The organism is Streptomyces sp. PTY087I2 (assembly GCF_001687325.1).
GTDB lineage: Bacteria > Actinomycetota > Actinomycetes > Streptomycetales > Streptomycetaceae > Streptomyces.
Genome location: NZ_LZRD01000010.1, coordinates 120,203 through 137,407, shown reverse-complemented (window position 1 = coordinate 137,407; position 17,205 = coordinate 120,203). Strand labels below are relative to the sequence as shown.

19 protein-coding genes and 1 tRNA gene are annotated in these 17,205 nt (G+C 67.6%); 12 read left to right on the top strand and 8 right to left on the bottom strand.

Features of this window, described 5'->3' with window-relative positions; genetic code table 11:
• Positions 1 to 355: 355 nt before the first annotated feature.
• The 7 genes from A3Q37_RS13260 to A3Q37_RS13230 all read left to right on the top strand — a co-directional run bounded on the left by A3Q37_RS13260 (position 356) and on the right by A3Q37_RS13230 (position 6,088).
• Positions 356 to 1,876 (top strand): radical SAM protein, encoded by a 1,521-nt coding sequence (locus tag A3Q37_RS13260; RefSeq protein ID WP_065482957.1) that lies wholly within the window; start codon positions 356 to 358, stop codon positions 1,874 to 1,876.
• Positions 1,860 to 2,570, top strand: coding sequence for an aspartate/glutamate racemase family protein (locus A3Q37_RS13255; RefSeq protein WP_065482954.1), 711 nt, complete (start codon positions 1,860 to 1,862; stop codon positions 2,568 to 2,570). Before A3Q37_RS13260 ends, A3Q37_RS13255 begins: the two co-directional genes overlap by 17 nt.
• Entirely contained in the window at positions 2,567 to 3,439 is an 873-nt protein-coding gene (locus A3Q37_RS13250; RefSeq protein ID WP_065482951.1) for a hypothetical protein, read from the top strand. Before A3Q37_RS13255 ends, A3Q37_RS13250 begins: the two co-directional genes overlap by 4 nt.
• A complete protein-coding gene (locus A3Q37_RS13245; protein ID WP_065482949.1) occupies positions 3,408 to 4,226 on the top strand; it encodes a PfkB family carbohydrate kinase in 819 nt (272 codons plus the stop codon). Before A3Q37_RS13250 ends, A3Q37_RS13245 begins: the two co-directional genes overlap by 32 nt.
• Before the next feature lie 25 nt (positions 4,227 to 4,251).
• Positions 4,252 to 5,205, top strand: coding sequence for a nucleoside 2-deoxyribosyltransferase (locus tag A3Q37_RS13240; RefSeq protein ID WP_065482946.1), 954 nt, complete (start codon positions 4,252 to 4,254; stop codon positions 5,203 to 5,205).
• Positions 5,202 to 5,702 (top strand): hypothetical protein, encoded by a 501-nt coding sequence (locus A3Q37_RS13235; RefSeq protein WP_065482943.1) that lies wholly within the window; start codon positions 5,202 to 5,204, stop codon positions 5,700 to 5,702. Before A3Q37_RS13240 ends, A3Q37_RS13235 begins: the two co-directional genes overlap by 4 nt.
• Before the next feature lie 80 nt (positions 5,703 to 5,782).
• Positions 5,783 to 6,088: a MazG nucleotide pyrophosphohydrolase domain-containing protein gene (locus A3Q37_RS13230; protein WP_065482940.1), complete on the top strand. Its 306-nt coding sequence runs from the start codon at positions 5,783 to 5,785 to the stop codon at positions 6,086 to 6,088.
• 149 nt (positions 6,089 to 6,237) lie between these two features.
• Here A3Q37_RS13230 and A3Q37_RS36795 read toward each other — a convergent pair whose 3' ends face one another.
• Together A3Q37_RS36795 and A3Q37_RS37480 are read right to left on the bottom strand one after the other, a co-directional pair.
• Positions 6,238 to 6,516 (bottom strand): hypothetical protein, encoded by a 279-nt coding sequence (locus tag A3Q37_RS36795; RefSeq protein WP_141693566.1) that lies wholly within the window; start codon positions 6,514 to 6,516, stop codon positions 6,238 to 6,240.
• A 348-nt stretch (positions 6,517 to 6,864) separates the two neighbouring features.
• Positions 6,865 to 7,068, bottom strand: a complete 204-nt coding sequence (locus tag A3Q37_RS37480; RefSeq protein WP_218064553.1) for a hypothetical protein — start codon at positions 7,066 to 7,068, stop codon at positions 6,865 to 6,867.
• Between the two features lie 58 nt (positions 7,069 to 7,126).
• On the opposite strand from A3Q37_RS37480, the gene A3Q37_RS37475 reads away from it, so the two are divergent.
• Positions 7,127 to 7,471: a hypothetical protein gene (locus A3Q37_RS37475; protein ID WP_218064552.1), complete on the top strand. Its 345-nt coding sequence runs from the start codon at positions 7,127 to 7,129 to the stop codon at positions 7,469 to 7,471.
• A gap of 98 nt (positions 7,472 to 7,569) precedes the next feature.
• On the opposite strand, the gene A3Q37_RS13210 is transcribed toward A3Q37_RS37475, so the two are convergent.
• Positions 7,570 to 7,857, bottom strand: coding sequence for a hypothetical protein (locus A3Q37_RS13210; protein ID WP_065482927.1), 288 nt, complete (start codon positions 7,855 to 7,857; stop codon positions 7,570 to 7,572).
• 91 nt (positions 7,858 to 7,948) lie between these two features.
• Here A3Q37_RS13210 and A3Q37_RS13205 point away from each other — a divergent pair, with 91 nt between their 5' ends.
• The 3 genes from A3Q37_RS13205 (at position 7,949) to A3Q37_RS13190 (ending at position 11,876) form a co-directional block, all read left to right on the top strand.
• Positions 7,949 to 8,608, top strand: a complete 660-nt coding sequence (locus tag A3Q37_RS13205; protein ID WP_065482924.1) for a helix-turn-helix domain-containing protein — start codon at positions 7,949 to 7,951, stop codon at positions 8,606 to 8,608.
• On the top strand, positions 8,605 to 10,221 hold the full coding sequence (locus A3Q37_RS13200; protein WP_065482921.1) for a site-specific integrase: 1,617 nt from the start codon (positions 8,605 to 8,607) through the stop codon (positions 10,219 to 10,221). Before A3Q37_RS13205 ends, A3Q37_RS13200 begins: the two co-directional genes overlap by 4 nt.
• Positions 10,222 to 10,952: 731 nt before the next feature.
• Positions 10,953 to 11,876: an alpha/beta fold hydrolase gene (locus A3Q37_RS13190; protein WP_369691451.1), complete on the top strand. Its 924-nt coding sequence runs from the start codon at positions 10,953 to 10,955 to the stop codon at positions 11,874 to 11,876.
• Positions 11,877 to 11,939: 63 nt separating this feature from the next.
• On the opposite strand, the gene A3Q37_RS13185 is transcribed toward A3Q37_RS13190, so the two are convergent.
• The 5 genes from A3Q37_RS13185 to A3Q37_RS13165 form a co-directional block, all read right to left on the bottom strand.
• The gene (locus A3Q37_RS13185) at positions 11,940 to 12,155 is read right to left on the bottom strand and encodes a hypothetical protein (protein WP_141693564.1); all 216 of its coding nucleotides are present in this window, start codon (positions 12,153 to 12,155) and stop codon (positions 11,940 to 11,942) included.
• Between the two features lie 132 nt (positions 12,156 to 12,287).
• Positions 12,288 to 13,619, bottom strand: coding sequence for a Na+/H+ antiporter NhaA (nhaA, locus tag A3Q37_RS13180; RefSeq protein ID WP_065482912.1), 1,332 nt, complete (start codon positions 13,617 to 13,619; stop codon positions 12,288 to 12,290).
• A 153-nt stretch (positions 13,620 to 13,772) separates the two neighbouring features.
• Entirely contained in the window at positions 13,773 to 14,825 is a 1,053-nt protein-coding gene (locus tag A3Q37_RS13175; RefSeq protein ID WP_065482909.1) for a CdaR family transcriptional regulator, read from the bottom strand.
• Between the two features lie 111 nt (positions 14,826 to 14,936).
• A complete protein-coding gene (locus A3Q37_RS37225; RefSeq protein WP_176711407.1) occupies positions 14,937 to 15,110 on the bottom strand; it encodes a hypothetical protein in 174 nt (57 codons plus the stop codon).
• Between the two features lie 548 nt (positions 15,111 to 15,658).
• A tRNA-Thr gene (locus tag A3Q37_RS13165) sits at positions 15,659 to 15,732 on the bottom strand.
• Between the two features lie 176 nt (positions 15,733 to 15,908).
• Here A3Q37_RS13165 and A3Q37_RS13160 point away from each other — a divergent pair.
• Entirely contained in the window at positions 15,909 to 17,045 is a 1,137-nt protein-coding gene (locus A3Q37_RS13160; protein ID WP_032781274.1) for an ABC transporter ATP-binding protein, read from the top strand.
• Positions 17,046 to 17,205: the final 160 nt, after the last annotated feature.

The window sequence follows — 17,205 nt, the reverse complement described above, 5'->3', positions numbered from 1 at the left end:
ATGCCTTGTCGTACCGGGACACCTCCCCCTGTAGCGCGCTTAGTTCGTTGACCCTGCGCGCCAGAGTCGCGTGCGAACAACCGGCCTCCACGAGCACAGCCGCGAACGCGGTGTTGGCCTCGCCGCTCGCCTTTGAACTGCCCATGTGTAGATGATGCCTTGTGGATCACCCTGCGTCCCAGCCTTCGGACACAGAGCCACGGAAAAACAACCTCCGTACAACCGAACAACCCCATCACTCCCTCCTCCTGAACCGGGCAAGCACCGACACTGAGAGAGCTGCGGGCCCACGGCCTTCCCGGCGAGGACGCCGCTGGAACACCGCCGATGTCCTCAGCGCTGGAGGGAGACCCACATGCAGCCTGTAGTGATCTTGGACTGCTTCACCGTTGAACCGAGCGGCCTCGGCGTACCGCCCTACCTGTCGACCTACGTCCGGACCGCCTGGTCGGCACTGCGGCGGGCCCGGCCCGAGGCGGACGTCAGATACCTGACCATCGACGATGTCCGCTGGTGTCTGGCCGGAGGCAAGCCCACCGTCGAACCGCCCCTGAGCGATCGGCTCACGTACTCGACCACCGTCAACCGGGACGCCGCCATTCAGCTCCTGCGAGACGCCGAAGTCGTGATCGTCATCGCCGGAGACGCGGTCCCGTCCGTCCATCTGCACGCGGTGAACGGGTCGGTCGAGGAGATTGCTCGCGCGCTCGCCTGCACGCGGGGGCGCCGCTACCTGCTCGGTCCGCTGTCCGCCTACGCCTTGTCCGCCCCTGCGGAGTACGCCGGATTGTTCGACGCCGTCCACACCCACACCGTGACGTCCGGGGACCTCCTGCTCGGTAGCAGGCGCCCGGCCGACTACGAGCAGATGCGACGGGAACGCGACTCATTCACCGGCCTCGTCGAACAGATGCCCTGGCGTCCGATCGCAGAGATGGAGCTGTACCGCGGCTGCACACGGCGCAAGTTCTGTAACTTCTGCAACGAGCCCACGAAGTCACCTCTCGCCGCCTTCCGCGAGGTCGACGATGTCGTCGCCGAAGCTGCCCAGCTCTACGCCGCCGGCGTCCGGAACTTCCGCCTCGGTCAGCAGACCTGCTTCTTCTCCTACCGTCAGCGGGACGAGAACGCGATCCGCACCCTGCTCGGCGGCATCCGCGAGCGCTGCCCCGAGCTGGAGGTGCTCCACATCGACAACGCGGACCCTCTCGCCGTCGCAGCTCCCGTCGGGCTGCGGATCGCGAAGCTGGTGGCGGACTTCTGCACCGAGGGCAACTGCGCGCCGATGGGCATCGAGAGCTTCGACCCGGCTGTCATCGAGCGCAACACCCTCACCTGCACGCCCGAGATCCTGATGCGCGCCGTGGAGCACGTGAATGAGGCGGGCGCCGTTCGCGGGCCGGGCGGTCTGCCGAAGCTCCTCCCGGGCCTGAACCTGATCTACGGACTCCCCGGAGAAACTCACCGCACCCATGTGGCAAACCTTCGCGGCCTGGCCGGGATTCTCGATGCTGGCCTGCTGTGCCATCGGACGAACGTACGCCTGGCGAGGGCCTTCCCCGGGACCCCGCTCGCCGCGCTCGGCGGACGGGAACCACTGCCGTCGGCCGAGCACTTCGCGTCGTGGAAGGCGGATATCGACTTCACCTGGGACCAGCCGATGAAGGAACGGGTCTACCCGACCGATCTGCGGGTGCCCGGCCTGCACTCCTACTTCATCAGCGAAGAGGGCACGTACTGGCGGCGGCTGGGCTCGTACTCCATCCAGGTCGTCGAGCGTGGCGCGGCGGTTCCGCTCGGCACTACCGGTGATCTAGTGGTCACCGATCACTCGCCGCGCGTAATCTTTGGAGAACGCGTTGCGTCCGCTTCCTGACGGGACACTCGCGACCCTCGCGGCCCTGGACGCGGCGGCGGACCGCACCGTCCGGGTAGGGCTGTTGTTGCCCTGGGCCAATGTCGCCGTGGAGACCGAGCTACCGCTCCTCGGCCTGCGCCACACGGTCTTCCACCATGCGCGACTCGTGCCGGCGTCCAGGACAACAGCGATCGATGCCTCCTTCTGGCAGGGACTGCGCGAGGCATCGGCTCAAGCGCTGGACTCGTTGTCGCACATTCGGCTCGAAGCTGCGGTGTTGGCGTGCACCTCGGCGGGCTTCACCGGTGGTCCACCGCTGCCGAGTGGCGTGGTCAGCGCCTTCGATGCCCTCCTGCAGGGTCTGACCGAGGCGGCGGTGGCACGGGTGGTTCTCGTGACGCCCTACCCTGCCCCGGTGACCGAAGCGGAAGCTGCGGCGCTCGCCGAGGCCGGAGTGGAGGTCCTCGCGCACGTGAGTCTGGGCCTGGTCGACGGCTACCCCGAGGTCACTCCGGACCAGGTACTTGCCCTGGTCGAGCAGCTACCGAAGTACGCCGTCGAGGCCGCCGAAGCAGTGATCCTGTCGTGCACCGGGTGGCACACCCTGCCGGTGATCACCGAACTGGAGCACCGGTACGGGAAGCCGGTCCTTTCGTCCAACCTCGCCATAGCGCTTCTGGCTGCCCGAGCCCCTGCTGGAGTCGGTTCATGACCATCGAACGCGTGAAGCCGAAGGCGCTTGAGGTCCGGCGTACTTACCGGTTGGTTGCCCGCGCCGCCGGCCTGCCGGACGTACGGGCCGAGGTCGAGGCGAATCACGACGAGAACCGGTGGTGGCCGACCTCGATCAGCGACCCCCGGGTCCGGATGCTTGCCGCCGGATGGTCCTCCCGGGTCTCGTACCGGATGGTGGAGACCTATGCGGAAGTGATCACCTCGGCGGCCTCCCGTGGCTTCGACGATCTCGTCGCGGACACGGACTCCGAACTGGCCACGTTGGTACGGCCCATCGGCTTGCCTCAAGCCCGGATCGGCTACCTGCGTTCCCTCGCCGAACTCCTCCGTAACTGGGAGAAGGAGGGAATCGACCTGACTGCCGAATCCGTCGATCTCGACGCCCTGGTCCTCGAATTCGCGGCGCGGGTGCGGGGCGCTTCGTACAAGGTCGCCCAGTGCGCGCTCCTCACCGCCCGCGGATACCACTGCGGCATCATCCCAGTGGATTCCGGCATGGTCTCCAAGTTGGCGCCCGTCCTGGGGATCACCCTCCCCTCGGGCGCTGTGGCGCATGAACGCATGCGGCACATCCTTGAGGCGGCGGTGCGAGCCCGCTCTGCGGAATTCCGCGCACTGGTCACGACCAACGGCTACCAGGTCACGATCCCGGCCGGGGTGGAGCCGACCTGGTGGGTGCATCTCGTCCTGATCTACTTCAAACGCCTCTACCTCAACGGCCCCGCACCTCAGCTCTGCGACCGGCGGCCGGTCTGTACAAAGGTCGTCGGCTGCCCGCACTCGACCTCGATCGCCAGAGAACCGGGGGGCGAGCATGGGGCGGCTCGACGTGATCGGCAACGTTAGCCTGGACCTGACCCGCTACCCCGACGGCCGTGGGGGCTCCCGGATCGGCGGGGCGGCCCTGTTCGTATCCGCGGCGGCGACGCGGGCCGGTCGCCGAGCGGCCCCGGTATGCGTCCTCGGAAACGATCTCGCGCATCTCCCCGAGGTGCCGGGCCTGGACATACTCGACTGGTCGGCGCGACTCCAGGCTGACGGCCCATCCACCGCCTTCGACCTCGAGTACGACCCGCAGGGCGAGTTGGTGGGGGTGGGTACGGAATACGGCGTGGCGGAAACTCTGACCGAGCACGCGCTCGCGTACGTGAATGCCCATCCGCGCGCCACCTTCCACGTCTGCTGCCGCCGTCCTCTGGAAGTGCCGGCGGTGCTCGGCCGGCTCGCGGGATTGGCGGCGGACTTCAGCGTGGACTTCTTCCTGCCGAGCGCGGAGGCGATGATCCGCGCGGCCGCCCCCTGGCTGTCGAAGACGACCACTGTGTTCCTCAACACCGCCGAGTACCGGCTCCTGGAGCAGGTGATCGACTGCGGCACGCTGCCGGAGGTGGTGGTCACCGACGGGCCCCGGGCCGCCGTAGTCCGGAGTTTCGGGCGTCAGATCGCCTCCGCCATGCCTCCCCCTCAACTCCCGCACGAAATCTCTGGTGCCGGGGACACACTGGCCGGCACATTTCTGGCCCACCGCTCTCGCGGTGCCACGGCCTCTCAGGCCCTGGTTGAAGCGACAGCAGCGGCATCCAGGTACGTCGCCGCCCCATCCCTTCCGGTCCCCACGCCCCGACGCGGGTGACCTTCCGACTTGGGGGCCTCTCCCTGTGTCCGTCTACATAGCCCATCGGCTTTTCGCCGCCCACGACCGTGCTCTCGCCGCAGACCTCGCCGACCGGATCGCCGGGAAGATCAGCCCCGATCGCGTCTTCCTCCCCTTCTGCGACACCGACGAGGAGAATCTCGTCGCCGAGGTCAAGGGACGCCGCCTGTTCGAGCTGGACCGCGATCTCCTAGGCCGCCTCGACGCCCTGGTCGCCATCCTGCACGGCCCCAGCCTTGACGACGGCGTCTGCCTGGAAATCGGATACGCTGCCGCCTCCGACGTTCCTGTCATCGTGGTCAGCACGGACTTCCAGACCTACTCGATGACCGAGACCGGCGCCCATCTCGAATTCCCGGACCCGCTCATCCAGGCCGTGGCCACGCAAGTCGTGCGTGTGGCCAAGCTCGGACCACCGACTCTGTCGCCCCCGCCGGACCAGTCGCGGTTCCAAGGTTTCCGGGCGCGCAACGCGGCCCAGACGGACACGGCCCTCGACGCAGCCGTCGATGCCCTGCTCGACCTCCAAAATCGTCCGCCCCTCCGTACCGACTCCCCACCCGACACCGGTACGCACGTGTACGTCGAGCCATCGCCGTACACGACCTGGGGCCGAGATCACCTGGCCGAAGCCTGTGCCGAAGCCGGCCACACCGTCACGGTGCCCCAGCGCTTCACGGCGACAAACCCCCTGGCGGGGGCCTTGGCCGACCTGACCGCGGTGCGCTCGGCTGCTCGACTGCTGGCTGACGTCTCCGGCCCGGAGACACCGCCGGGAACCGCCCTGCTCATCGGTGCGGCACTGGCCAGCGGCGTACGGATCGCAGCCTTCCAGCCACGTGTCACGTTCACGCACGCCCATGGCCGCGAGCCCAACTGGCGCAACCTCATGGTCCAGTACGCCACCGACGCCCACCTCGACAGCGGCGAGGCCATCCTGCCCTGGCTGACCGTATGAACCTCGACGAGATCACCGGCAGGTACGAGACCGTGGTCCTGGAGGGCTGCGACGGAGTCGGCAAAAGTACTCTCGCCGAGCGACTGGGGACGCATCACGGCTTCGCCGTAGTGCACTCACCGAGGACTCCCGACCATCTCGACCTTGCCAGCCGCTACAGAACCATCCTCGCCAGGAAAGGGAGGATCCTTTTCGACCGGTGCTTCATCAGCGAGTTGGTCTACGGCCCTCTCCACCGGGGCCGCTCCCGGATCACCTGGACCCAGGCGATCGACCTGGCCGAGAGCGTCATCGAGCGCTCCGGCGTCCTCATCCACCTGACCGCGCCACCTGCCGTTATTCATCAGCGGCTTCTGTCACGTGATGGTGAGGCATTCGGTCTGGAAGAGATCTCCGCCCTGGTGAAGGGGTACGAGACGGTCTTCTCCACACTCGCCGACTACACCCACGTGCTCACCATCAACACCTCGGCCCTCGCCCTCCCTGCGACAGGGTGACTGCTCACCGAAACCAGCCCGACGGCACACGGCTCCCGCTAGGCTCCTGGAGCACCTGCTGTACCGCCGTTGGAGGAGCCTTGCGAATCGAAGACGCCCAGAAACTCGCCTGGGAGAACAAGCTCGTCAAGGGGTTCAACACCAGGGACACAGCACTGGAGTTCGGGCTCCTCACCGCCGAGGTCGGTGAAGCCTTCACCGCTTGGCGCAAGGGCGAGGCCGGCCTCGGAGAGGAACTGGCCGACATCTTCCTCTACCTGGCAGGTCTGTCGGAGATGAACGGCGTCGACCTGGCCTCCGAAGTCGCTCAGAAGATCGAGAAGAACACGGGCCGTACGTACGAGCCGAACGGTCACGGGGCGCTGGTGCGGACGAGCGACGTGTAGGTCGCTACGTCGCGCCGTTTCGACCTGGCTTGCGGGTAGATCGCCGACGGCATCTCGCTCGGGGCCGGTCCGGTGCGCTGAGCCATAAGTCCCCGCCGATATGTCGGTGGGCGTAGCGAGGAAGCGGACGAACGCCCCGAACGGTGCAATCACCGGTCCAGGACAGCCGCAAGGAGCAGTTCGGACTCCGGCGAAAGCTTGGCAGCACGCACCCGGTCGCCATCGCGGTAGGTCAGTATCCCGGGCACCTCCCCGACGGCGGGGTGGTAGTCCGCACGGGACAGCGAGGCGAGGACCGCAGTTCGCAGGCCCTCGCGGAACGCGAGCGACACTCCTAGTGGGGTGGTCAGGTCGATGGTGGGGTCCGTGAGCGCAGCGTTGACGAACGCGCGGGTCTCCTCCGCCGTCATCAGGTGTAGTTCAGTCATCGGTCCCATTATCGATCCGCGCGGGCAGTCCGCCCAGGAGTATGACGAAGAGGCGGCCCTGTGGCGGGCAAGGTAGTCGCCGAGTTCGGCTTCGATTGTGCGGTGCGGTGGGAGGCTGCACCCGGTGGTGCGCATGACCCGCCGGATGAAGAGTCCCCTGCACGACCGGCGGCGCAGTTGCGCAAACCTACCGTGTGTCCTCGGCAGCGTCGTCTGCCGCTGGAGCATCGGGCGGACTGCCGTCGGCTGTCCGGGGCCTCGTCCGTCGCCACCGGCTCTGTCATCCGCCGAAGCGCTTCCTCTGCCAGGTCCGGTCGTTGATCTTGTTGCTGTATAGGCATCGACAGATCAAAAGGAGGAGAGCCGTATGCGGTTCAGGATGGCTACCGCCGCCACCATGACTGCCTGCACGGTTGCGCTGACAGTCAACGCCTCAGCTGTGGAAGCGAGGCCGAGCGAAGCGCAGAAGCCAGCGTGCGGCAGTATCGAGAGCTTCCGGCTCGGAGGCCCGTACAACGGGCGCGTCACATCCAGCGACAGGAACGCTTCCATCAACAACATGGCCTTCGGCCCGGAGACACACAGGCAGGGGCAAGTCTCGGACGGCACCGTGACCGGTACGGCCACCGTCGACTACACCAGCAAGAGGGTGCCTCTCAAGACCAGTTGGACCGCCATGGAGGACGTGGTGCTGGGCCCCCTGGCGCACTACCTCATCCGTACATCGGATGGGCAGCCCGTCGGCAGCGTCACCTGCGACGAGTCCGGCGCCGTCACCGAGTTCACCGCGAAGGACATGACGTTCTTCGTCGCCGGGGGCACGCGCAAGGAGGAATGCCTCACCGGGATCGGCTGTGCGTATGACAAGGCCCCCGAGCGTGTCGAGTCGGTGGTCAACGCAACACTCACCACGAAGAGCGAGAAGAGCATGCAGGACCAGTTCGGCGCCGACTGAGCTTTAAGGAAGCGTCCAGGCGAAGGGCCGCTGCCGGGCCGGGCGGAACCCGGTTGGGATGCCGACCCCTCAAGTGCTCGATGATCGCGCGTCGGCGTTTAGGCGGCGAGCCCGTGACCTCCGGCTCCAGCCCCTCCCGGCTCGCCGCCGGGCTGCTCGCGCTCCAGACCCAGCAGCTTCAACAGGTCAGCCGTCACAACCCGGTAGGCGTTGCCCAGGCGCAGCACCTTGACCGGGTACTTCCCCTGCTTCGCGAGCCCGTATCCCGTGGATCGTCCGATCATCAGCGCCTGGTTCGAGGTGTCGAGGTCGATCACGGCGGGGAGGGCGAGCAGCTCGTCGCCCGTCAGTCCGCGCGTCGTACGAGCCGGGTCAGGTGCCACCATGATGCTTCCTTCGCGTTGTAGTGCGCCATCGTGATACCACAGGTGTATCACGGAGTTGCAGCAGCACCTTTTTCGGCCTTAAAGTGCCACCATGACACCAGATCAGTGGTCCGCAGCGTTCACTGCCCGAATCGCGCAAGGTCTGCGAGCAGCCCGCAAGGCCGCCGGCCTCACGATGGCCGAAGTTGCCCAGGGCTGTTCCGACCGCGGCTTGCCGGAGTTCACCGAGCACTCCATGAAGAACCTGGAGTCCGGGCGTAAGACAAGCGTCACCGTGGCGGACTTCGTCGTACTGGCTGACGTCCTGGGCGTCCCCCCGGTGGCCCTCCTCTTTCCGCTCGGCGCCTCGGCGACGGTCGAAGTCCTCCCAGGGCGGGAGGTGCCCACATGGGAAGCAGTCGCGTGGTTCACCGGCGAGCTGCCGATGGAGGAACCTGCCCCGGAAGGCTCCGCTCGCGATGCCCTCGACGCCTTCCGCGTGCACGGTGACCTGGTCACTGCGGCGCTGTCCTCTTACGCCCTGGCGAGGGAGAGGCGTCGAGCGGCCAGCACCACCTTGGACCGGGCCCGCCGGGCCACCCTGCTGGAGCGCGCCGACGGCTACGAGGAGCACGCCTTCGAAGACGCCCAAGAGCTCCGCACGTACCGGGAGCGGATGCGTCAGCGCGGGCTCACGCCCCCGCCCCTTCCGGACGAACTCGCCTTCGTCGGTCTGCCCGACGCTCCTTCAGACACAGAGGAGAACGAGTGAAGAAGGGCACCATAACCCGGCGGTGCCGGTGCACTGACCCCACCACGGGGAAGGAACTCGGGGCTTCCTGCCCGAAGCGCCAGTCTCGGCGGCATGGGACGTACGGGGTTTTCCAGGAGCTGGATCCCGCCCAGAACGGCGACCGCAGGCGGTTCCGTCGTGGCGGCTTCGAGAGCTCCACCGATGCCCAGGAGGAGCTGGACAAGGTTCGCGCCCTCATGGCGATCCCCGAGAGGGACGACGCCTGGGGGAGGACGCAGATCAGCGACATGCTGGAGGACTGCGTCAAAGAGAAGACGCCGCTGCCGGACTACGACGAGACCCGTCGCCGGTTCCAAGCCGGGCAGACGCTCAACTCCAAGATCACCGTCGCGGAGTGGCTGGACTTCTGGCTCGCCGGGCGTAGGCGTCTGCGGCGAACTGGAGCGAAGCGTTACGAGTGCAGTATCCGGGTCCACCTCAAGCCCCACCTTGGGCATCTCCGCCTCGACAAGCTCCGGGTCCACCACATCGACACGATGTTCGACGCCATCAACGAGCGGAACATCGAGATCCAGGAGCAGAACGCCCAGCGGCGGGCGGTCAGGGACGAGCTGAAGGCCACCCCGAACAAGGGGGCCGAAAATCGAGCGCGGCGGCGATGGCTCCGCGCCCAGCTCGACGCCATGCCGCCGTTCCGGCGGGTCACCGGACTGAACACGCAGCCACACATCCGCAACACGCTCCGGGCCGCGCTGAACGTCGCCATTGCCCAGCAGGTGATGCCCGCCTTCAACCCTGCAGCCCACGTCGAGTTGCTGCCGGGGACGAAGCCGAAGGCTCTGATCTGGACCGAGGAGCGCATCGCCCGCTGGCGGGAGACCAGCCGGAAGCCCTCACCGGTCATGGTCTGGACCCCGGAGCAGACTGCCATCTTCCTCGACTTCGTCGCCGGAGACCGGCTGTACATGCTCTGGCGGCTCATCGCCTTCCGAGGCACCCGCCGAGGGGAAGCCTGCGGTGTCCGCTGGGAGGACCATTCCGCAAAGGCCCGCTCACTGGCCATCGCCACCCAGCTCGTCCAGGACGGCTGGGAGGTGCACGAGGGCGCCCCCAAGACCAACAGCGGCATCCGCCTGATCGCCCTCGACGATGACACCAACGACGGTCTCCTCACCCACAAGACCCGTCAGCAGCGGGAACGCGAAGCGTGGGGCGAGGGCTGGCAGGACACCGGACGCATCTTCACCCAGGAGGACGGCTCTCTCCTCCACCCGGGGAAGGTCAGCGACTTGTTCGAGCGCCTCGTGAAGGCGGCCGACCTGCCGCCCATCCGTCTCCACGACCTTCGGCATGTCGCCGCGACATTGATGCTCGCGGCCGGGACCGACGTCAAGGTCGTCTCGGAGACTCTTGGCCACTCCGACACTCGGATCACCCGGGACATCTACCAGTCCGTCCTCGACGACCTCGCTCGTGACGCCGCCGAGAAAGTCGTGCAGCTCGTGCCCCACGCCCGCAAGCAGCTGGCGGCCGTCCCAGAGATCGCACCGAAGCTGGACACGCCCCCTCAACTGCCGAGGATGGTGCCGCCCCGGAAGGACGAGGCACTACAGCAGAATCGTTCTGCCTGAGAACGAGCGGAAGGGACCCCCGGTCAGGGAGGCTGACCGGGCCCCTACCGCGCTGCAGTGCCCACGCAGCGGCACACGCTCAAGGTCCGCTTCGGGAAGCCCGAGCAGCTGAGTTCTCCGTCCCGGGCGACGGCACCGATCGTCCAAGCAGGCCGCCCCAGGACGCCTCGCAGACGGCGTAAGCGGTGAGGCGATCCGAGTGGCGGTGGGCGACCGGAGCGCTCCTCACCCTGTAACGTACGCGGCGCATTCGCCTGCTCCCTGCTTGAGGAACCTGGCCGCCCAAGCCGTCAACATGAGGCCACCTGACCATGCCGGCAGATTATCTCCCGGACCGGTAACCGGGGCGGCCCCCCGTCAGCAGGCTGGCCGCAGCACAGACCTGGTGTATAGGGTGACGGGCACGCGTCAGCCGCGTGGTGTGCCGGGAAGTCTGGTCGGCGATTCGTCCGGCGACCCCTGGAGACCACTGTGTTGTTCTGGCCCGCTCTGCTGCTCATTCTCGTGGTCCTCCTCCGCTCGCAGACTCTACGGCTCTCGGCCCGTCGGAGGACCATGCCTTCGGTACTACGCAATCGGGCGGCTCTGGCGGCTGGCGGAATCACGATGGGACTCCTCACAGTTGTCAGCTGGCCCGCAGCCCTCGACGGCGCCCTCTTCTGGGCTGTCCTGGCGGGACTCTTGGTGGCCCAAGCTGTCGACAGTGCGGAACGGCCGCGCCGGACCGAGCGGTGAGGCAGCGTAGGTCGGTGAACTCCAGGGGTACGAGTGGTCAGGGAGGGGCGGAGCTGCCAACGGAGCGGCTGCGCACAGGTCGGGGACCGGTGGAATACCGGTGGGAGCGCCGAAGCGGCAGTACTACGGTCGTGATCTTCCACGGTGGGCACATGCGTGCGGGGCTTTCGCTCGGTGAGGAGCCGTATCGGGCGTCGGGCTGCTCGCTATTGATTCCGTCCCGTCCCGGGTACGGGAAGACTCCCCTGTCCGTCGGGGCCTCGCCCGAGGAGTTCGCCGATACGGCGGCTGACCTGTGTTCACAACTGGGTATCACGGACGTGGCGGCGTGTGTGGGCATCTCGGCGGGTGGCCCGACGGCCGTGGCGATGGCGGCCCGGCACCCGGACCTCGTGCGGCGCGTGGTCCTGGAATCCGCGGTCGGCCCCCTTCCCTGGCCCGGCCTCCGCACCGCCGCGGCAGCCCGTCTTGTGTTCTCCCCGCGCACCGAAGCCGCGACGTGGCGGCTGACCGGGACGCTGCTGCGGAAGTCCCCGGAGGCCGGACTCCGCTTCCTGCTGCGTGACCTGACGACGGAAAGCCCGACGTACGCCTTCTCTGATCTCGGCGAGGAGGGGCGCTCCAAGATGGTCGCGCTGCTGTCTGCCATGCGTTCCGGCGCGGGCTTCGCTAACGACCTCGACCAGCTCCGCAGGGTAAGGCCACTGAGGATGCCGAGTGTCGTCCAGCCAGCGCTTGTCGTGGCCTCGCCACAGGATGGTTCGGTGCCCTTCGCCCACGCAGAGGCACTGGTGCGGGCTCTGCCGCACGCAGACTTGGTCGTTAGCTCTGCACCGAGTCACTTCGTGTGGTTCGGACCCGACCGCGCCCGTACCGCGTCGCGGATCCAGCAGTTCGTCGCGTCCCCGACAGACGGCTGAAGGTACGGCTGGAGGAGGGGCCTCCCCCTCACAGCACAGAGTGTGAGGGTGAGGCCCCTTGCGTCAGGAGCCGGGCCGCGGGGCGGTCAGCGCGTGGAAGTGGTTGAGCTCGCCCTTCGGAGTTCCTTTCATCGTGCTTCCCCGTACGACGGCCATGGCGAGTTTGGACGCGCGGGACTGCGCCAGTCCGAACCAGGCGGAGAAGACGAGTCCGGCGATCACGAGCCGGGCGACGATCAGGAGCACGCCAGTTCCGTTGGAGTTAGGCACATCTGCCACGAGCTTTGCGTGATCGTTAGTGGCGCGGATCACATGGCGACGAGTGGCGTCGGCATACGCTGCACCGGCTGCAGGACCGCTAAGTGAAAAGGTAGTTCTACGCACCGGACACTTTGCGGCGTTCTGCAACGCTTAGTTCCGGGACGTTGGCCGACCGTCGGCGGCGGCCTCACCCGGCGTACCGGCCCCAGGGCGCTGGTAGATGTCCGGGATGCCGTCGGCATCGCTGTCCACGTCCTCCGCCTCGGACAACTGCCGGTAGAGCCGGTTGCGGCGGCGCAGCAGTGCTGCCGCGACAACGGCGGAGAGCAGCGAAGCGAGCAGCACGGCAGCCTTCACCTCGTCACCCAGCGCGGTGCCAGGGAAGGCGAGCTCGCCGATGAGGAGGGCCACGGTGAACCCGATCCCGGCCAGCGTCGCGAGCCCGACGACGTCTGCCCAAGCGAGGTCGGGGTTCAGTTTCGCCCGTGTGAACCGGGCCGCCAGGTAGGCACCCGCGAAGATTCCCACCGTCTTGCCGACCGTAAGGCCGAGCACCACGCCCAGCGTCTCCGGGCGGCTGAACACGTCCCCGAGCGCGCCTGCGGAGACCCCGACACCGGCGGCGAACAAGGCAAACAGCGGGACGGCCACACTGGCGGAGAACGGGTGCAGCGCATGCTGGGTCCGTGCTGCGGGCGACGCCTTCTCCCCCTCGTCCGGCGTAGTGCGCAGGATCAGACCCATCGCCACGCCGGCGACCGTGGCATGGACGCCGCTGTTGTACATCAACGCCCAGACGATGACGCCGAGCAGCGCGTACCACCACCAGCCGCTCACCCGCTGGCGCTGCAAGAGGTAGAAGACGGCCAGCCCCGCCACGGCACCGCCCAGCGCGAGGAGGTTCAGGTCGCTGGTGAAGAAGACCGCGATCACCATGATCGCGCCCAGGTCGTCCACCACCGCGAGGGTGAGCAGGAAGGCCCGCAGCGCGGCGGGCAGATGCGTGCTGATGACTGCCAGGACGGCGAGCGCGAACGCGATGTCCGTAGCCATCGGCACAGCCCAGCCCTCGCGCGATCCCCCTCCGGCGCCGACCACCGCGAGATAGACGGCCGCCGGCACCACCATGCCGCCGACGGCGGCGACGACCGGCAGGGCCGCCGTTGCCGGTGTACGCAGCTCGCCCGAGACCAGCTCGCGCTTCAACTCGATGCCCGCGATCAGGAAGAACACCGCGAGCAGCCCGTCTGCGGTCCAGTGCCCGACCGATAGGTCGAGCCCCAGCGCGGGCACCCCGAAGTGGAAGTCACGAACCTGCTGGTAGACGTCTTGCCACGGGCTGTTCGCCCAGACCAGCGCCACCACGGCGGCGCCGAGAAGGGCGAGCCCGCCGACCGTCTCGGTGCGCAGAGCTCGGGCGACAGCCTGGCGTTCGGGCCACGGCAGAACACCGAGGAAAGGCAGACGCGGACGGTTGCTCACAACAGGGACCTCCGGGAGTACGGAACAGCGGGGGCAGAGCCCTCTTCGACGCCGACCAGACTTCCCGGCACACCTCGCGTCTGTTGACGCGTTCTTCACACCCTAACCGGAACCGTGCCACCGGCACAGCCCTGGCTGCCCCGGGCGGATCTCTCAGCCTCGTGTATCCGGCCAGTTCAGGAGCCGCGCGCCCACCACAGCGGCCTGGAGCTTGTAACGATGTCCCGGTTCGGCCGGGTTCGCCCCCGTAAGCCGATGAATGCGCTCCAGCCGGTAGGTCAGCGCCCGGACGCTCAGGTTGAGACGGCGGGCGGCCTCCGCCGAGACGCAGCCCGCATCAAAGAACACGGACAAAGTTTCCAGCAGCGGACCGGCACCACCCCGCGTCTCCGACAGTGGGCCGAGCGTGTTCTCCACCAGGTCGGACAGCGCCGCCCTGTCACGCAGCAGCACCGAATAGACGAGCAGATCAGCGGCCCGCAGCACAGGGGCGTCCAGCCGCATCCGCGCCGCCAGATCGAGAGCGGCAAGCGCCTCCTCGTACGAGTGCCGCACACCACCGGGGCCCGGGTGGGGACGTCCTACCGCAACCTGGGCGCCGTCCGTGGCCGCATGCGCGTGCTTCGCGAAGTGGGCGAGCACGTCGCCCCGATCACCTGGGGCAACGCACACCAGGTGCCCGCCCTTCGTCGTCAGCAGTACATGCCGGTCCCCGAACCGCTGAAAGACCGCCTGCTCAACCTGCCGTAGACCGGCACCCCCCTCATCGAAGACCGCAGGCCCGCCTGCCACAGCAACCGCATGCGCGTGGGACAGCAGTAGCCCGAACCGCTCCGCCCGCTTCGCCAGACACTCCAGATCAACCCCCCCGTACAGCAGATCGTCGATGAACTCACGCCGAGCCGCCGCCTCCCGCCGTACAGCCGACCGCTGCGCCCCTTCATAACCGGCGGCCAACGCGTCCACCGACTGTTCCAGCAACGCAACGGCGTTCTCGACACCCCTTGAAGCCCAAACGAGACGCGCGGCCGCGATGTGCGCGACGATCGTCGAACGCATGCCGGGTCCCTGCTCCGCCGCCGTGTTCCCACACGCCCGATACGCATCGATCTCATCTGGCGTGAGGCAGGGGCTCGACTCGGTGGCGTCGGCCACCGATCGGGCCAGGACCTCCAAGTGGCTCCGTAGGGTCTCCAGCGAATTCATGGCACGCCCTTCGCCCGCGTACTGAACGGGCACACACCGTACGTGACAGTAAGGGGGCTTGGGAGGCGCCTGAGTCACCCACCCAACGTCCGCAGGAATCCGGCCCGAAGGTCAGGGCCGATAGAAGAGTTCGACCGCGATGCCGGAGATGAGACCGCAGACGCCGATGCTCAGCACCAACCACTGATCCAGCGCAATGCCGGTCCCGACGAGTAGCCCCGACAGCAGGAGGAGGACAATGACCGAGCGGCCGACGGCACGGTCATGGCACCGCATCGAAACCATGTAGCGCAAGTTACCCGCAAGAAACGGGAGCTCAGATCCTGTTGACCTCACCTTGACGAAATTCTAGCGCTACCCACATTCACAAGCGTGCCTGCATTCGGTGATCGTTACATGCGGACCCGATACAGGAAGGCAGCTCAAGCGGCGAGGTCCGCACCGAGGAGCTGCATGCCCCTTCTGGGTATGGGGGCGGCTCTCGGCGCCCCGTTCAAGCGCAGCGCGACCCCGTTCGTCGCCCCTGCGGCGATGCTCCTCACCTAATGATTCGCCATCAGGCAAACCGCAGGTCGCCCGGTTCGTGGGAACCCTCCAAGAGCGCCTCCGGCCGTTGAGCTCAGATGCCCCCGGGCGACCGCCCAGTTCGACCGCGCCATCGTCCGCAGGCGACTAGAGAGTTGTCCACCGCTCTGCACGCTGCTGCACGCCTGTCCACCGGTTGTCCACCGGCGACGATCATGCAGCCCCGAGCAGGGTTCCACGCCACCATGAATTGATCTTGAAAAGCACAAAGGCCCAGGTCAGAGGCGTTCCGTCCTGGGCCTTCGCCGGGCCCCCTGTCGGATTCGAACCGACGACCTACGCATTACAAGTGCGTTGCTCTGGCCAGCTGAGCTAAGGAGGCGTGCCGGAGCAGTCTAACCAACGCCGGGCCTCCGCCGTCCGCGATTTCCGTGTGCTCCGGACTACTGACAGATCGGGAAAGGCCAGGTAGCGTCACCGCAGGTTCCCTCAGTGGACCAGACCACTCCCTACTCGGATCGTCCGGCACGTTCCTGCCGGTTGAGGAGAAGATCCATCATGGCCAGTGTCACGTTCGACAAGGCGTCCCGCGTCTACCCCGGCTCCACGAAGCCGGCCGTGGACCAGCTCGAGATCGACATCGCGGACGGTGAGTTCCTCGTCCTCGTCGGTCCCTCCGGTTGTGGCAAGTCGACCTCCCTGCGCATGCTCGCGGGTCTTGAGGACGTCAACGGCGGCGCCATCCGCATCGGTGACCGCGACGTCACGCACCTGCCGCCGAAGGACCGGGACATCGCCATGGTGTTCCAGAACTACGCGCTCTACCCGCACATGACCGTCGCGGACAACATGGGCTTCGCGCTCAAGATCGCCGGTGTGAACAAGACCGAGATCCGGGCGAAGGTCGAAGAGGCCGCCAAGATGCTGGACCTCACCGAGTACCTGGACCGGAAGCCGAAGGCGCTCTCGGGTGGTCAGCGTCAGCGTGTGGCGATGGGCCGGGCCATCGTGCGGGAGCCGCAGGTCTTCCTCATGGACGAGCCGCTGTCGAACCTCGACGCCAAGCTCCGTGTCTCCACCCGTACGCAGATCGCCTCGCTCCAGCGCCGCCTCGGCATCACCACGGTGTACGTCACCCACGACCAGGTCGAGGCCCTCACCATGGGTGACCGGGTCGCGGTGCTGAAGGACGGGCTGCTCCAGCAGGTCGACTCGCCGCGCAACATGTACGACCGCCCGGCCAACCTCTTCGTCGCCGGCTTCATCGGCTCGCCCGCGATGAACCTCGTCGAGGTCCCGATCACCGACGGCGGCGTGAAGTTCGGCAACAGCGTCGTCCCGGTCTCGCGTGAGGCGCTCTCCGCCGCCGCGGACCGCGGTGACACCACCGTCACGGTCGGCATCCGGCCCGAGCACTTCGACATCGTCGAGCACGGTGGCGCCGCCGCGAAGTCGCTGACCAAGGACGCCTCGGACGAGCCGGCCGGTCTCGCCGTCTCCGTCAACGTCGTCGAGGAGCTCGGCGCCGACGGGTTCGTCTACGGTTCCACCCAGGTCGGCGGCGAGCACAAGGACCTGGTCGTCCGCGTCGGCGGCCGCGCCGTCCCGGAGAAGGGCACCGAGCTGCACGTCGTTCCGCGCCCGGACGAGCTGCACGTCTTCGCGACCTCCACCGGCGAGCGGCTCACCAACTGACCCGCCCCTGCCGTCCGCACGGCCCCGCGTCCGCCGGCAACGCCCGGCGGCGCGGGGCCGTTTGCGTGGTCCCGGCAGGTTTGGGTTTCGGCAGCGCGCCGCGTCAAATACCCCGGCACACGGGGCATTTCACCCCGGGTCGTCAACCTCGTATTCGAAA

Coding starts and splice junctions, on each gene's coding strand:
- A3Q37_RS13210 (WP_065482927.1), bottom strand. CDS start 7,857: ATGGTGGCACCTGACCCGGCTCGTACGACGCGCGGACTGACGGGCGAC.
- A3Q37_RS13175 (WP_065482909.1), bottom strand. CDS start 14,825: ATGAATTCGCTGGAGACCCTACGGAGCCACTTGGAGGTCCTGGCCCGA.
- A3Q37_RS13205 (WP_065482924.1), top strand. CDS start 7,949: ATGACACCAGATCAGTGGTCCGCAGCGTTCACTGCCCGAATCGCGCAA.
- A3Q37_RS37225 (WP_176711407.1), bottom strand. CDS start 15,110: ATGGTTTCGATGCGGTGCCATGACCGTGCCGTCGGCCGCTCGGTCATT.
- A3Q37_RS36795 (WP_141693566.1), bottom strand. CDS start 6,516: ATGACTGAACTACACCTGATGACGGCGGAGGAGACCCGCGCGTTCGTC.
- A3Q37_RS13260 (WP_065482957.1), top strand. CDS start 356: ATGCAGCCTGTAGTGATCTTGGACTGCTTCACCGTTGAACCGAGCGGC.
- A3Q37_RS13245 (WP_065482949.1), top strand. CDS start 3,408: ATGGGGCGGCTCGACGTGATCGGCAACGTTAGCCTGGACCTGACCCGC.
- A3Q37_RS37480 (WP_218064553.1), bottom strand. CDS start 7,068: ATGGAAGCGTTCCTGTCGCTGGATGTGACGCGCCCGTTGTACGGGCCT.
- A3Q37_RS13250 (WP_065482951.1), top strand. CDS start 2,567: ATGACCATCGAACGCGTGAAGCCGAAGGCGCTTGAGGTCCGGCGTACT.
- A3Q37_RS13160 (WP_032781274.1), top strand. CDS start 15,909: ATGGCCAGTGTCACGTTCGACAAGGCGTCCCGCGTCTACCCCGGCTCC.
- A3Q37_RS13235 (WP_065482943.1), top strand. CDS start 5,202: ATGAACCTCGACGAGATCACCGGCAGGTACGAGACCGTGGTCCTGGAG.